Here is a 14199-nt window from a genome sequence, read left to right as displayed (position 1 = left end):
GTTTCAGCAAATGGAATATCGGCGCCAATTTCCGCGCGGTCCTTGACCCGGCCCTGATCGTGCCAGAGATTAGCCACGGGAAAAGGAGATCTACGATGAAAACGCGCGCCGCAGTCGCCATTGAAGCCGGCAAACCGCTGGAGGTCATGGACGTCAATCTCGAAGGTCCGAAAGCCGGCGAGGTGCTGGTGGAAATCAAGGCCACCGGCATCTGCCACACTGATGAGTTCACCCTTTCGGGTGCCGATCCCGAAGGCATTTTCCCCTCGATCCTCGGGCATGAAGGGGCGGGCGTCGTGGTCGAGGTGGGCGAGGGCGTCACCAGCGTGAAGCCGGGCGATCACGTGATCCCGCTGTATACGCCGGAATGTCGTGAATGCGCATCCTGCCTGTCGGGCAAGACCAATCTGTGTACGGCCATCAGGGCGACGCAGGGGCAGGGTCTGATGCCCGACGGGACCAGCCGTTTCAGCATGATGGATGGGACTCCGATCCACCACTACATGGGCTGTTCAACCTTTGCCAACCATACGGTGCTGCCGGAAATCGCGCTTGCGAAAGTGCGTGAGGACGCGCCATTCGATAAGATATGTTACATCGGCTGCGGGGTGACCACCGGTATCGGCGCGGTTATCAATACCGCGAAGGTCGAGATCGGGGCCAAGGCGGTGGTCTTTGGTCTGGGTGGCATCGGGCTGAATGTCATCCAGGGACTGCGGCTGGCGGGCGCTGACATGATCATCGGTGTCGACCTGAACAACGACAAGAAGGCGATGGCCGAGAAATTCGGCATGACCCACTTCATCAACCCGTCCGATGTCGAAAACACCGTGCAGGAAATCGTCAACCTGACCAAAACCCCTTTCGATCAGATCGGCGGGGCGGATTACAGCTTTGACTGCACCGGCAATGTCAAGGTGATGCGCGATGCTCTGGAATGCACTCATCGCGGCTGGGGTGTGTCGGTCATTATCGGTGTTGCTCCCGCCGGGGCAGAGATCAGCACACGGCCATTCCAGCTTGTGACCGGAAGGATCTGGAAAGGCACGGCTTTTGGCGGCGCGCGCGGGCGGACCGATGTGCCGAAGATCGTCGATTGGTATATGGACGGCAAGATAGAGATCGACCCGATGATCACCCACACGCTCAAGCTGGAAGAGATCAACAAGGGTTTCGATCTGATGCATGCCGGTGAATCCATCCGCTCGGTGGTGCTGTATTGAGCGAAGCGGCAAGCACGCCCGTCTCTGTCAGAGAGGCAGGACCGCAGGATTACGATTCGATATGGGCAATCCTTGAAGCCGTTTACCGGGCGGGCGAAACATATTGCATCGCCCGCGATATCGGACGCGAAGATGCCTTGGCGGATTGGTTTGGCGCACCGTTCACCGCTTTTGTGGCAGAGCGAGACGGCATGATCCTTGGCACCAGCCACGTCGGCGCAAACCGTCCGGGCGGTGGCAATCATGTCGCCAATGCCAGCTTCGCAACCGCCACTGCGGCGCGGGGGCAGGGTGTGGCAAAATCGCTTGTGAGCCACGCAAAGGACTGGGCGCGGGGGCAGGGTTTTCGCGCCATGCAATTCAATTTTGTCGTCAGCACCAATGCCGATGCAATCCACAGCTGGCAGAGGGCAGGCTTCGATATTGTCGGTCGCCTGCCTGCGGCGTTCTGCCATCCGGATGCCGGCTATGTCGATGCGCTCGTCATGTATCACGATCTGACTAAGGGAGGCCCCGATGGCCGTTGAAACCATAAGCGAGAACCGCAGCTTTGGCGGCGTTCAGGGCGTTTACCGTCACGCATCCCCCGCGACCGGCACGGATATGACCTTCGCCGTTTACCTGCCGCCAGCGGCAGAGAAGGGGCCGGTGCCTGTGCTGTGGTATTTGTCGGGCCTGACCTGCACCCATGAAAATGCGATGACCAAGGCCGGCGCGCAGGAACATGCTGCGAAAGAAGGCATCGCCGTGATCTTTCCTGACACCTCGCCGCGCGGGGACGACGTGGCTGATAGTGAGGACTATGATCTGGGCAAGGGCGCGGGGTTTTACGTCAATGCGACTGAAGAGCCGTGGGCGCCGCATTTCCGGATGTGGGATTATATCACGAAAGACCTGCCGTCGGTCGTGTTCGATCGCTTCGCCCTGCGTCGGGATGCGCAGGGCCTCACGGGGCATTCGATGGGCGGGCATGGCGCGCTGACCATCGCGATGACCATGCCGGATACGTATCGCAGCGTTTCGGCCTTCGCGCCCATCGCGAACCCCAGCGAGTCCGAATGGGGTCGCAAGCAGCTTGGCGCCTATCTGGGCGATGACCGAGCGAAATGGGCGGCGCATGACGCGACCTTGTTGATGGCAGAGCGTGGCTACAACGGCGATATTCTGGTCGATCAGGGCACGTCGGACCAGTTCCTTGACCTTTTACGGCCAGAGGCACTGGCCCAGGCCATGACAGCGCGGCGTCAACCTGCGGTGATGCGGATGCAAGAGGGTTACGACCACAGCTATTTCTTCGTTCAAAGCTTCATGGGCGATCATATCCGCTGGCACGCGGACCGTCTGCGCTAGGCACGGTGTCCAAAAATAACCTGCTGGCTTGAATTATTCTTGTATACGGCTTGTATGCCCCGACGACCTTGGGCCATGTTGATCGTGATTGTCGGTTGGGCTCGACTCGACCGGCCATGAAAGATTCAGATCAATGGGAGGAATTAAATGAGCTTTACCCGCATCAGTTTTGCCGCTCTGGCAGCTTCGGCAATCATGGCGGTGGCAGCGCAGGCGGAAACGCTGCGTCTGTCGCATAACGTCGGGGATACCACGACATGGCAGCAGGGCGCCGAACGTTTTGGAGAGCTTCTGGCCGAAAAGACCGGCGGCGATTTCGATGTGCGCGTGTTCCCCAACGCCCAGCTTTCGGGCGGCGACCAGATGAAACAGGCCGAGATGGTCGGGCGCGGTGCGTTGGATCTGGTTGTGACCTCGGCCATCAACGTAACGCCTCTGGTGCCGGAAATGGCCGTTTTCTCGCTGCCCTATATGTATGAAAACTACGAACAGGTGGACGCCACCACCCAGGGCGACGCGGTCAAGCCGCTTGAAGATATTCTGCTGGAAAAAGGCATCAAGGTGCTGGCCTGGGGCGAAAACGGCTTTCGTGAGCTGACAAACAACACCAAGCCGGTGACCTCGCCCGCGGATATGGCAGGTATGAATGTCCGCGTTGCAGGCCCGATGTATATCGACGTCATGAACGCGCTTGGTGCGAATCCGCAGCAGATGCAGTGGTCCGAAACGCTGACCGCGCTGCAGCAGGGCGTCGTCGACGGTCAGGAAAACCCGATCGGTGCGGTGATCATCCCGCAGCAGGTCTATGAGATGCAGAAATATATTACGACCTGGCATTACAGCTATGACCCGCTGTTCCTTGGTATCTCGAAGGAGCGTTGGGATGATATGGACGCCGAAACGCAGGCCCAGTTCCAGGAAGCCGCGACCGAAGCGATGCAGTATCAGCGCGAAATCAGCCGCGAGGGTACGGCAGAAGGCGTGGATTTCCTTAAAGAGCAGGGAATGGAAGTTTACGAACCGACCCCGGAAGAGCTCGCGGCCTTCCGCGAAGCAACTCAGCCTGCCTTTGATACATGGGCTGAAAAGGTCGGGCCCGATCTGGTGAAGTCCTTCCAGGACGCTGTCGCTTCGGTGCAATAAAGGCAGTGCGGCGGGCAACGTTGCCCGCCGCCGCTTGACGGGGGCATGATGCGCTTCATCCTGAACGAGGCAGAGAAGATCATCTGCGCGGTGATTTTTCTGATCATGACCGCGGTTGGCTTTGCCAATGTCTGCGCGCGCTACCTGACCAACTATTCGCTTGCCGCGACAGAGGAACTGCTGACCTATGGCTTCCTGCTGCTGACGGTGTTCGGTGCCGCCATTGCCGCGCGAAGGGGTGAACACCTGGCCGTAACCCTGCTGAGCGACAGCCTGCCGAAAGCTGCGCGAAAGTTGCTTTTCGTGCTTGCCGCCACGCTGACCGTGTTCCTGCTGGCGATGTCGGCGTGGTTTTCGTGGCAGGCGCTTCTGAACATGATCAGCAACGGCATGACCTCTTACGCGCTGCAGATCCCGGCATGGTATTATCAGGTCGGCGTGCCCTTCGGCTTTGCGCTGATTATCTTGAGATATCTGCAATACGCGGTGAAATTCCTGCGCGACCCCGAAAATGCGCCGGACGAGGTGCCCGATGTCTGAGCTTCTGGGCAGCGTTCCGGCGGGCACCCAGATGGTGCTGGCTTTCTTCCTGCTGATGGCCATTGGCGTGCCGGTGGCATTTTCGCTGGGGTTGTCGGCGCTTTATGCGATGTGGCTGATCGGTTTCGGCTTTGACCTGGCCGGCGACCTGATCGCGGCGGGCATTGCAAAATATTCGCTGCTGGCGATTCCGTTCTTTATTCTTGCCGGTTCGCTCATGGGCTCACTCGGCATTGCCGAACGCATGATCCGTTTTTTCCGCGTGTTGATCGGCAGCCTTCCGGGCGGCATGGGCGTTGTCGGCACCGTGGTCTGCCTGTTCTGGGGCGCGGTTTCGGGATCGGGCCCGGCATCGGTTGCGGCCATTGGCCCTATGCTGATCCGCGCGATGGAGGAGGACGGTTACAGCCGCGCCTTCGGTGCCGGTCTGGTGGCGACGGGTGCGGCCTTTTCCATCGTCATTCCCCCATCTATCGGATTGGTGATCTATGGTGTGATCGCAGAGACCTCCATTTCAGATCTTTTCATCGCGGCGATCGTTCCGGGCATGTTCATGGGCGCGATGATGCTGGCCGTTCTGCCCTTTGCCGGACGTGGAAAGGGGCGGTCGGCACTGGATCGGATCAGCCCCGATCCCTATGCGGGGATGGGCTATGCCACGCGCCTTTGGCGCAGCTTTGTCGACAGTTTCTGGGGGCTGATGACCCCTGTCGTCATCCTGGGCGGTATCTATTCCGGCGTGTTCACGCCGACAGAGGCGGCACTGGTTGCCACCGTCTATGCGCTTGCCGTGGGCGGGATCATCTACCGCACGTTGAACGTCGGGGGCCTGTATGAATCGCTGGCGGATGCTGCATCTTCCTCGGCGGTTGTGATGATGGTCGTCGCCTATGCCAGCCTGTTCGGCTGGGTCGTTACGGTCGAAGATCTGGTCGGTACTTATTCCACGGCGCTGCTGGGCCTGTCGGATCAGGGCTGGGTCATTCTGATCGTCATCATGCTGATCCTTCTGATCGCGGGGATGTTCATGGATGCGGTTACGGTGATGTTCATCTCTTTGCCGATCTTCATGCCGGTGGTGCATGAGCTTGGCTGGTCGCCGGTCTGGTTCGGCGTGCTGCTGATGGTGAACCTTGCCATCGGGCTGATCACGCCGCCGGTCGGTATCAACCTTTATGTCGCCGCCAATGTGACCAAACTGTCGATTGAAAAGGTCGCGAAAGGCGCGCTGCCATTCTTGCTGGCCAGCCTTGTCGGCCTGATCGGGGTCGCGGCCTTCCCCGAAATGTCGCTGTTTCTTGTCCGACTGCTGGGAGAGTAGGATGCCAAATGCCATCGTCACAGGTGCCGCCCGCGGCATCGGGCTTGCCACCGCCAAACTGTTTTTGGCCGAGGGGCGACAGGTCGCGATGATCGACCGGGATGGCGATGCGCTTGCCAAGGCCGCCGAGGGTCTGGACCACGTTCTGCCGATCACCTGCGATGTCTCGGATGAGGCGCAGGTGACGGCGATGGTGGCACAGGTAACGGATGCCTTCGGCAGCGTCGATGCGCTTGTGAATAATGCCGGCGTCGCGGATTTCCGGCCATTGGGTGAAACCGACCTTCAGATCTGGCGGAGAGTCATGGCCACCAATCTGGACGGGGTATTCCTGACCTCGCAGGCTGTGATCCCGCATATGACGCAGGGCAGCGGCGCTATCGTCAATATCGCCTCGATCAGTGGGCTTCGCGCCTCGACCTTGCGGGTTGCCTATGGCACGTCGAAGGCGGCGGTCATTCATCTGACCCGTCAGCAGGCGGCGGAACTGGGAGAGCGTGGCATCCGTGTCAATTGCGTCGCCCCCGGACCCGTCGATACGAAACTGGCGCTTGCCGTTCACAGCAAGGAAATCCGGGCTGCCTATCACGACGCGATCCCTCTGAACCGATACGGAACAGAGCAGGAGATTGCAGAGGTGATCGTCTTTCTTTGTTCTGACAAAGCCGCCTATGTGACCGGCCAGACCATCGCTGCGGATGGCGGTTTCGATGCAACCGGCGTGGGGCTGCCTGCCCTGCGCCAAAACTGAAACAAGCAGGAGGAAAAATTTATGTTCACTCAACTGACCCGCCGCGCCGCACTGGCAATAGGTGCCGCCGCTTTCGTATCGCCCGCGCTTGCGCAGGATGCCGAATGGCCTAGTGAGCCCGTTCACGTCTATGTCGGCTTCCCGGCGGGGTCTTCGCCCGATCTTCTGGCACGGATCATCACCGAACCGCTGGCAGAGAAGCTGGGTCAGCCCATTGTCGTTGAAAACAAACCAGGCGCGGGCGGTGTGATCGGCATCCAGCAGATGCTGGCCAATGCGGATGGCGGTCATGCTATTGGCACGTCGATCAACGGCCCGCTGACGACCTCGCCCCGGCTGGTGCCCGATATCGGCTATGATGTCGAGGCGGATATTGCGCCGATATCACTGATCGCCACAGCGCCGCTGGTGCTGGCGGTGAATGCCGAAAGCGAGGCCGATGATCTGCAGGGCTTCGTCGATCTGGCGAAAGCCGAACCGGGTGCATTGTCCTTCGGTTCCGTCGGGCAGGGCTCCGGCGCGCATCTGACGGCAGAGCTGTTCAACAGCGAAGCCGGGATCGAGATGCTGCATGTTCCCTTCACCGCTTATGCCGAAGTCACGACTTCGATCATGGGTGGTGAGATCGATTCAGGTTTCATGGCCCCGTCGGCAGCTTTGCCTCATGTCGAGGCCGGTAAGATGAAGATGCTGGGCGTCACCTCGGCAGAGCCGTTCGCACAAGTCCCCGACGTGCCGGTTATTGCCGGAAATGCCGGTATGCCGGATGATTTCAAGGCAGAGCTTTGGAACGCATTCATTGCCCCCGCCGATACCGATCCAGCGATCATTGCCCGCCTGAATACCGAGATCAACGCGATCCTCGCCGATGAGAGCGTGCAGCAGAAACTGTTGGATATGGGCTGGCAGGCCGCTGGCGGCTCCGCCGAGGATCTGAGCCAGCGGATCACCGATGACACAGCGATGTGGGGCGGTGTCCTCGACCGTATCGAGGCGCAGTAAGCCGGGATGCATCGTGACTGGGCGGATATCTGTGGTGGGGCCGTCATGGCCCTGCTCGGCGTGGGTGTTGCCATCCATGCCGGGCTGCGGCTGGATTTCGGCACCGTCCGCGCGATGGGCCCCGGCTTCTTTCCGGTCACGCTCGGCGTCCTGTTGTCGCTTCTTGGTGTCGGTATCGCCATTCCGGCATGGCGAAGGCGTGCTGAGGCCCAGCCGATCCGGTGGTGGGACGCGGCAGCGGTGATTGCCGCCATATTGATCTTTGGTCTGGGGATGTCACGGCTCGGTGTCGTGCTGGCCTGCTTTGCATCCGTGCTTGTTGCCTCGCTGCCGGCACCGCATAAAGGCTGGCTCTGGCGGATTGTGCTGGCGGTCGTCGTCACAGCGCTGACCTATCTCGTTTTCGTGCTGGGTCTGAAGATGAGCCTGCCGGTATTGCTGAGGCTGCCATGACCACACTGGAAGGAATCGCATATGGTTTCAGCGTCGCCCTGCAACCGGGCGTGCTGATCTATTGCCTGCTGGGCGTGACGCTGGGCACCTTCATCGGTGTGCTGCCCGGGATCGGGGCGATGGCAGCGATCTCGCTTCTGCTGCCAATCACTTATTACATCACGCCCGAGGCGGCGCTGATCATGCTGGCCGGCGTCTATTACGGGGCGCAATATGGCGGTGCGGTCGCCTCGATCCTGCTGCGCCTGCCGGGGACGCCACAATCGGCGGTGACGACGCTGGACGGCTATCCAATGGCGCGGCAGGGACGGGCAGGGGTGGCGTTGTTCGTTTCAATGGTTTCCTCTTTCGCGGGTTCGATCCTTGGCATCGTGGTGCTGGTGGTGCTTGCCGGCTGGCTCAGCCATGCCGCGACCGCCTTCGGTGCGGCGGATTACGCGGCGATGATGATCCTTGGTCTTGTCGCGGCATCGACCATCGGTTCCGACCGCCCGCTGAAGGGCTTTGCGATGGTTGTGCTTGGCCTGATCCTTGGTTGTGTCGGAACGGATGTGAATTCCGGCGCGCAGCGTTTCACCTTCGGCCAGACAGAGCTGATGGACGGTATCAACCTTGTGGCTTTGGCGATGGGCCTTTTTGGCGTGGCAGAGGTCATCGCCAATATCCGCGATGCCGAACGTCAGGCGGCCCCGGAACGGGTCAGCCTGCGCCAGATGATGCCGACGCGGGATGATCTGCGCCGGATGATCGGGCCGACCCTGCGCGGCACCGGGCTGGGCAGCTTCTTCGGTGCATTGCCCGGCACGGGTTCCACCCTGTCCAGCTTTCTCAGCTACGCGATGGAGCGACGTATCGCCCGCCGTCCTGAGCGCTTCGGCAATGGCGCGGTCGAAGGTGTCGCGGGACCGGAGGCTGCGAATAACGCCGCCTCGATCACGGCCTTTGTGCCGACGCTGACACTCGGGATCCCCGGCGATCCGATCATGGCCTTGATGCTGGGCGCGTTGGTGATCCACGGCGTCCAGCCCGGACCACTGATGCTGGAGGCGCGGCCGGAAATGTTCTGGGGTCTCGTCGTCAGCTTCGGGATCGGCAACCTGCTGCTGCTGATCCTGAACCTGCCGCTGATTGGTATCTGGGTGTCGATGCTGCGCATTCCCTTCCGGTTTCTCTATCCCGCGATCCTGATTTTCGTCTGCCTCGGCGTCTATTCGGTGCGCGGCTCGGCCTTTGATATCGTTGCCGTGGCACTGATCGGATTGGCCGGATACCTGCTGGCCATCGCGCGTTTCAGCCCGGCGCTGCTGCTGCTGGGCTTCGTGCTTGGCCCGCTGATCGAGACGAATTTGCGGCGTGCGCTTCTTATCTCTCGCGGTGATGCGATGGTGTTTTTGGAACGGCCGATCGCCTGTGGTTTTACCATCGCAACAGGTCTGCTGATCCTTCTGTCGATCTGGCAGGCCTGGCGCCGGCGCTAGGCCGACTTGACCGAATCGAAGGGTGAGGTTAGAAAATTTTGGAACGGTCCAAATTTTGATCGGTTGGGGAGGGATTTCGATGAAATTGGGTTTGATCGGTGCCAGCAATATTGCCGAGGTTCGCATGATTCCGGCATTCCGCGAAAACGGGCATGAGGTGATCGCGGTCCAAAGCGGCGGGCAGTCACGCGCGGATGAATTTGCGGCGAAGAACGACATTCCCAACGCGACGACCAGCATTGATGAGCTGCTGGCGCTGCCGGGGCTGGATGCGGTCTATATCTCCTCCACGAACGAAAAGCACTTCGATCAGGCCATGGCCGCGATCAAGGCGGGCAAGCATGTGCTGTGTGAAAAGCCTCTGGCGATGAATATCGCGGATGCGGTGCGTATGGTGAAGGCCGCCGAAGATGCCGGGTTGGTCTTTGCGACGAACCACCATCTGCGCAACGGCGCCAATCACCGCGCCATCCGCGATCTGGTGCAGAAGGGTGAGATCGGCCAGGTCCTCAGCTTGCGCGTGTTCCATGCGGTGCATCTGCCGGAGCAGTTGCAGGGCTGGCGCATCGACAATGCCGGCGCGGGGGGCGGTGTGATTCTGGATATCGTTGTTCATGACGCCGACACGGTGCGCTTCTATCTGGACGAAGACCCGGTTGATGTCGTCGCGCAGGCAACCTCTGGCGGGCTGGGGCAGGGTGTTGAGGACAGCGTGATGTCGGTCTGGTCGATGCCGTCAGGCGCGCAGGTGATGGCGCATGAAAGCTTCACCCACGCCCATGCCGGCACCGGGATCGAGATCCACGGGACAGAAGGCTCGATCATCGCGCGTGAGGTCATGCAGGGCCCCGGCGGCGAGATCATGCTGCGCCGTGGTAAGGAGGTCACTCCTGTCGCCTTCGATCCTGAAGAGGTCTATCCCCGCAGCGCCCGCCTGTTCGGCGCGGCAGTCGAAGGCAAAGGCCAGCCAGCAGCGACGGGCCGCGACGGGATCGCATCGCTGGCCGTCGCTCTGGCGGTGGCGGAGGCGGCCCGGACGGGTCAGCGGACGGCAGTGGATTACGGGGAGAAGTGATGTCGAAGCTCGTCTCTGCGGCAGAGGCCGCGTCGCGCATACCGGATGGGGCCGTGGTGACGGTGTCGTCATCCTCGGCGCTTGGTTGTCCGGACGCGGTGCTGGCGGCCATTGGTCAACGCTTCGATGCCGAAGGCCATCCGCAGAACCTGACTACGCTGCATCCCATCGCGGCGGGGGACATGTATGGCGTGAAGGGCATCGACCATATCGCCAAAGATGGGCTGTTGGCGCGAATTCTGGCCGGGTCCTATCCGTCGGGGCCGTCCTCGCTGGAGATGCCGGAGATCTGGAAGATGGTCGTCGAAAACCGGGTCGCGGCCTATAACGTACCCTCCGGTATCATGTTCGACATGAACCGCGATGCAGGCGCACGTCGTCCCGGCGTGCTGACTCAGGTGGGGCTGGATACATTTGCCGACCCGATCCGCGAAGGCTGCGCGATGAATGATCGTGCCGCTGAACAACCCATCGTGCATCGGCGCGACTTCGACGGTCAGACCTGGCTGCATTTCCCCAATATTATCCCGCAGGTTGCGATCATCCGGGCCACAACGGCGGATGAACATGGCAACCTGACCTATGAACATGAAGGCGCATATCTGGGCGGCATGGAACAGGCGATCACCACCCGCAACCATGGCGGGCTGGTTATCGCGCAGGTCAAACGGGTCACGGCGCGGGGATCGCTGCGCCCGCATGATGTGCATGTGCCGGGTCATCTGGTCGATCTGATCGTGCTGGCCGAAGATCAGATGCAGACCACCGAAACGCCTTACGATCCGGCGATTTCGGGTGAGATCATGCGGCCATGGGACAGTTTCAGTCTTGCGGAATATGGTGTCGAAAAGATCATCGCCCGCCGCGCCGCGATGGAGCTGAAGCGCGGCCAGACCGCCAATCTGGGATTCGGGATCAGCGCCATGGTGCCGCGCATCCTGCTGGAAGCCGGACACCCCGACGCGGTGACATGGGCCATCGAACAGGGCGCGGTCGGCGGGATGCCCCTGACCGGCTTCGCCTTCGGCTGCGCGTCCAACGCCGATGCGTTCGTGCCATCGCCGCAGCAATTCACCTTCTTTCAGGGCGGCGGGTTCGACCTGTCCTTCCTGTCCTTCCTCGAAGTCGATGTGGAGGGGAATGTGAATGTCTCGAAGCTTGGTAAAAAGCCTTACCTGACAGCGGGTTGCGGCGGCTTTGTCGACATAACGGCCAATGCCCCCGAAATTGTCTTTTCCGGTTTCTTCGAAGCCGGGGCCGATCTGGATCTGACCGAGGACGGACTTCGCGTCCGCAAGCCCGGCAAATTCACCAAGATGGTCGAAGCGGTCGAGCATGTCACCTTCTCGGGCCGTCGCGCCGTCGAAACGGGGCAGAAGGTCCTTTATGTGACCGAGCGTTGCGTGATCCGGCTGACTCGCGATGGTCTGATCGCGACCGAGATCATGCCGGGGATCGAGGCGCAGCGCGATATTGTCGAAGCCTCTCAGGGCCGGGTGAAACTGGCGGAGAATGCCACCGAGATGCCGAAATCGCTGCTGTCGAAAGCGGCGTTGGAGCTGTCGCTATGACTGCCTCGCTTGATCTTGCAACCGATGGTGGCATCGCCACGCTGGTGCTGAACAATCCGGCGCGGCTGAATGCCTTCACGCCGGATATGCTGACCCAGCTTGACGCCCATTGCGCGACGCTGGAGCGTGATCCGGCGATCCGCTGCGTGATTCTGCGGGGCGAGGGGGATCGCGCCTTCTGCGCAGGTGCCGATATCAAGGCATGGGCGCCGCTGTCGCCTTTTGATTTTGCGCGGCATTGGGTGCGCGATGGGCATCGCATCTTTGATCGCCTTGCCCGGCTGTCGAAGCCGGTGATCGGGGTTATCCATGCCCATGCCTTCGGTGGCGGGCTGGAACTGGCGGCCTGCAGCGACATTCGGGTGATGGCCCCCGGCGCGACGCTGGCCTTGCCGGAGTCGCAGGTCGGAATTGTGCCGGGCTGGTCGGGAACGCAGCGTCTGGCGCGGCTGATCCCTGAACCGATGCTGAAGGAAATGGCCGTCTTCGGGCGCATGATCGGTGCCGACCGGGCGCTGAATTGCGGCTTTGTGGCCGAGGTCTCGGACGATCCGCTGGCCACGGCGCAGGTGATCGCGGCGAAGCTAATGACAACCTCACCCCGCGCGACGGAGGTGGCGAAATACATGATACATGCCGGTGCGAATGAAGACCGGGCCGCACTGATCGAGGCGCTTGGCGCGGGCATGATCGGCGCGACAGATGACAAAGCCGAAGGCGTCGCCGCCTTTGCCGAGAAACGCAAACCCGCCTTTCCGGGGACCTGATATGACCAAGATGACTGTAATCGGCGCCAGCGGCGCAGAACTTCCCGAAGCTTTTACCGGCCGCCACCTGATCAATGGTGACTGGCAGGACAGCGCCGATGGCGCGACGTTTGACCGCGTGTCGCCTTCGCATGGCGTGACCGTCAGCACATCGGCCAAAGGCGGCAAAGCTGAAACCGAAGCTGCTATTGCCGCCGCGCGTGCGGCCTTCGATGATGGGGCGTGGCGTGAAAGCCCGGGCAAGGACCGCGCGGCGCTGCTGAACAAGGTGGCCGATCTGATCGACCGCGAGCGTGAGCGGATCGCGGTGCTTGAGGTTCTGGAATCCGGCAAACCGATTGCGCAGGCACGCGGCGAGATCGAAGGCGCGGCGGATCTGTGGCGCTATGCGGCATCGCTGGCGCGGATGGTGCATGGCGAAAGCCACAATAACCTCGGCCCGGATATGCTGGGAGTGGTGCTGAAAGAACCGATCGGCGTGGCGGGGATCATTACGCCCTGGAACTTTCCCTTTCTGATCGTCAGCCAGAAGCTGCCCTTTGCCCTCGCGGCGGGCTGCACGGCGGTGATCAAGCCGTCCGAAATGACCCCTTCCACCACGGTGATCCTTGGCGAATTGCTGATCGAGGCGGGCATTCCCGCAGGCGTGGTGAATATCGTGCTGGGTTATGGCGATCCGGTCGGCGCGCTGATATCGACCGATCCGCGTGTGGATATGGTCAGCTTCACCGGCTCGACAGCCGTCGGCAAGAAAATCGTCGAATCGGCGGCGGGGACGCTGAAAAAGGTCTCGCTGGAGCTTGGCGGCAAGAACCCGCAGGTCATTTTTCCCGATGCCGATCTGGATGCGGCGGCGGATGCGATTGTCTTCGGCGTCTATTTCAACATGGGCGAATGCTGCAATTCCGGCAGCCGGATCATCGTGCATCAGGATGTGGCCGATGGCCTGCTGGCCAAGGTCACGTCCCTGTCCGAAAAGGTCCCCTTCGGCGACCCGATGGATGAACGCACGCAGGTCGGCGCGATCATCTCTGACGCGCATCAGCAAAAGATCGACAGCTATGTTCAGGAGGCCAAGAGGGCCGGCGCGAAGGTTCTGATGGGTGGCGAGGCGCTGAACGTCGAGGGGCTGGACGGGCGCTTTTATGGCCCGACCGTGGTTGCCGATGTGACCCCCGATATGGCCATCGCCAAGGAAGAGGTTTTCGGCCCGGTCCTGTCGGTTCTGACATTCTCGGACGAGGATGAGGCCATCGCACTGGCGAACAACGCGGCATACGGTCTGTCGGCAGGCGTCTGGAGCCGCGATATCCACACCTGCCTGAACTTCAGCCGCAAGGTGCAGGCGGGCACCGTCTGGACGAATACCTGGATGGACGGCTTTGCCGAAATGCCCTTTGGCGGGGTGAAGGAAAGCGGGCAGGGCCGCGAATTGGGGCGCTACGGGCTGGAGGAATATCTGGAAGTTAAAACGATCCAGTTGCGTGTTGCACGCGGACGCGCAAACTGGGTGCGTGACAGCTGA

The 14199-nt window shown here is 61.3% G+C and carries 14 protein-coding genes; all 14 read left to right on the top strand.

Annotation, left to right across the window (positions count from 1 at the left end):
• Positions 1-95 precede the first annotated feature (95 nt).
• On the top strand, positions 96-1223 hold the full coding sequence (locus PAF20_RS07565; protein ID WP_271073096.1) for an S-(hydroxymethyl)glutathione dehydrogenase/class III alcohol dehydrogenase: 1128 nt from the start codon (positions 96-98) through the stop codon (positions 1221-1223).
• On the top strand, positions 1220-1750 hold the full coding sequence (locus PAF20_RS07560; RefSeq protein WP_271073095.1) for a GNAT family N-acetyltransferase: 531 nt from the start codon (positions 1220-1222) through the stop codon (positions 1748-1750). The genes PAF20_RS07565 and PAF20_RS07560 overlap by 4 nt, the downstream gene beginning before the upstream one ends.
• Positions 1740-2573 carry an S-formylglutathione hydrolase gene (gene fghA, locus PAF20_RS07555; RefSeq protein WP_271073094.1) on the top strand — a complete coding sequence of 278 codons (834 nt, stop codon included), beginning with the start codon at positions 1740-1742 and terminating at the stop codon, positions 2571-2573. The genes PAF20_RS07560 and fghA overlap by 11 nt, the downstream gene beginning before the upstream one ends.
• A gap of 147 nt (positions 2574-2720) precedes the next feature.
• A complete protein-coding gene (locus PAF20_RS07550) occupies positions 2721-3716 on the top strand; it encodes a DctP family TRAP transporter solute-binding subunit (RefSeq protein WP_271073093.1) in 996 nt (331 codons plus the stop codon).
• Positions 3717-3764: 48 nt separating this feature from the next.
• Positions 3765-4256: a TRAP transporter small permease gene (locus PAF20_RS07545; protein ID WP_271073092.1), complete on the top strand. Its 492-nt coding sequence runs from the start codon at positions 3765-3767 to the stop codon at positions 4254-4256.
• Positions 4249-5577, top strand: coding sequence for a TRAP transporter large permease (locus PAF20_RS07540; RefSeq protein WP_271073091.1), 1329 nt, complete (start codon positions 4249-4251; stop codon positions 5575-5577). The genes PAF20_RS07545 and PAF20_RS07540 overlap by 8 nt, the downstream gene beginning before the upstream one ends.
• Before the next feature lies 1 nt (position 5578).
• A complete protein-coding gene (locus PAF20_RS07535) occupies positions 5579-6328 on the top strand; it encodes an SDR family NAD(P)-dependent oxidoreductase (protein WP_271073090.1) in 750 nt (249 codons plus the stop codon).
• Positions 6329-6349: 21 nt separating this feature from the next.
• The gene (locus PAF20_RS07530) at positions 6350-7330 is read left to right on the top strand and encodes a Bug family tripartite tricarboxylate transporter substrate binding protein (protein WP_271073089.1); all 981 of its coding nucleotides are present in this window, start codon (positions 6350-6352) and stop codon (positions 7328-7330) included.
• A gap of 45 nt (positions 7331-7375) precedes the next feature.
• A complete protein-coding gene (locus PAF20_RS07525; RefSeq protein WP_271073088.1) occupies positions 7376-7783 on the top strand; it encodes a tripartite tricarboxylate transporter TctB family protein in 408 nt (135 codons plus the stop codon).
• On the top strand, positions 7780-9261 hold the full coding sequence (locus PAF20_RS07520) for a tripartite tricarboxylate transporter permease (RefSeq protein ID WP_271073087.1): 1482 nt from the start codon (positions 7780-7782) through the stop codon (positions 9259-9261). Before PAF20_RS07525 ends, PAF20_RS07520 begins: the two co-directional genes overlap by 4 nt.
• Positions 9262-9340: 79 nt before the next feature.
• Positions 9341-10336, top strand: a complete 996-nt coding sequence (locus tag PAF20_RS07515) for a Gfo/Idh/MocA family protein (RefSeq protein ID WP_271073086.1) — start codon at positions 9341-9343, stop codon at positions 10334-10336.
• On the top strand, positions 10336-11907 hold the full coding sequence (locus tag PAF20_RS07510; RefSeq protein ID WP_271073085.1) for an acyl CoA:acetate/3-ketoacid CoA transferase: 1572 nt from the start codon (positions 10336-10338) through the stop codon (positions 11905-11907). Before PAF20_RS07515 ends, PAF20_RS07510 begins: the two co-directional genes overlap by 1 nt.
• On the top strand, positions 11904-12674 hold the full coding sequence (locus tag PAF20_RS07505; RefSeq protein ID WP_271073084.1) for an enoyl-CoA hydratase/isomerase family protein: 771 nt from the start codon (positions 11904-11906) through the stop codon (positions 12672-12674). Before PAF20_RS07510 ends, PAF20_RS07505 begins: the two co-directional genes overlap by 4 nt.
• A gap of 1 nt (position 12675) precedes the next feature.
• Positions 12676-14199 (top strand): aldehyde dehydrogenase family protein, encoded by a 1524-nt coding sequence (locus PAF20_RS07500; RefSeq protein ID WP_271073083.1) that lies wholly within the window; start codon positions 12676-12678, stop codon positions 14197-14199.

Origin of the sequence: Paracoccus albus (assembly GCF_027913035.1) — a bacterium.
Lineage (GTDB): Bacteria > Pseudomonadota > Alphaproteobacteria > Rhodobacterales > Rhodobacteraceae > Paracoccus > Paracoccus albus.
This window is presented reverse-complemented; position numbering and strand designations above follow the sequence as displayed.

What these genes read in the sequence shown, in the direction of transcription:
- PAF20_RS07535 (WP_271073090.1), top strand. Translation starts at nt 5,579, where the DNA reads ATGCCAAATGCCATCGTCACAGGTGCCGCCCGCGGCATCGGGCTTGCC.
- PAF20_RS07520 (WP_271073087.1), top strand. Translation starts at nt 7,780, where the DNA reads ATGACCACACTGGAAGGAATCGCATATGGTTTCAGCGTCGCCCTGCAA.
- PAF20_RS07565 (WP_271073096.1), top strand. Translation starts at nt 96, where the DNA reads ATGAAAACGCGCGCCGCAGTCGCCATTGAAGCCGGCAAACCGCTGGAG.
- PAF20_RS07525 (WP_271073088.1), top strand. Translation starts at nt 7,376, where the DNA reads ATGGCCCTGCTCGGCGTGGGTGTTGCCATCCATGCCGGGCTGCGGCTG.
- PAF20_RS07550 (WP_271073093.1), top strand. Translation starts at nt 2,721, where the DNA reads ATGAGCTTTACCCGCATCAGTTTTGCCGCTCTGGCAGCTTCGGCAATC.
- PAF20_RS07540 (WP_271073091.1), top strand. Translation starts at nt 4,249, where the DNA reads ATGTCTGAGCTTCTGGGCAGCGTTCCGGCGGGCACCCAGATGGTGCTG.
- PAF20_RS07510 (WP_271073085.1), top strand. Translation starts at nt 10,336, where the DNA reads ATGTCGAAGCTCGTCTCTGCGGCAGAGGCCGCGTCGCGCATACCGGAT.
- PAF20_RS07530 (WP_271073089.1), top strand. Translation starts at nt 6,350, where the DNA reads ATGTTCACTCAACTGACCCGCCGCGCCGCACTGGCAATAGGTGCCGCC.
- PAF20_RS07500 (WP_271073083.1), top strand. Translation starts at nt 12,676, where the DNA reads ATGACCAAGATGACTGTAATCGGCGCCAGCGGCGCAGAACTTCCCGAA.
- PAF20_RS07515 (WP_271073086.1), top strand. Translation starts at nt 9,341, where the DNA reads ATGAAATTGGGTTTGATCGGTGCCAGCAATATTGCCGAGGTTCGCATG.
- PAF20_RS07545 (WP_271073092.1), top strand. Translation starts at nt 3,765, where the DNA reads ATGCGCTTCATCCTGAACGAGGCAGAGAAGATCATCTGCGCGGTGATT.
- PAF20_RS07505 (WP_271073084.1), top strand. Translation starts at nt 11,904, where the DNA reads ATGACTGCCTCGCTTGATCTTGCAACCGATGGTGGCATCGCCACGCTG.
- fghA (WP_271073094.1), top strand. Translation starts at nt 1,740, where the DNA reads ATGGCCGTTGAAACCATAAGCGAGAACCGCAGCTTTGGCGGCGTTCAG.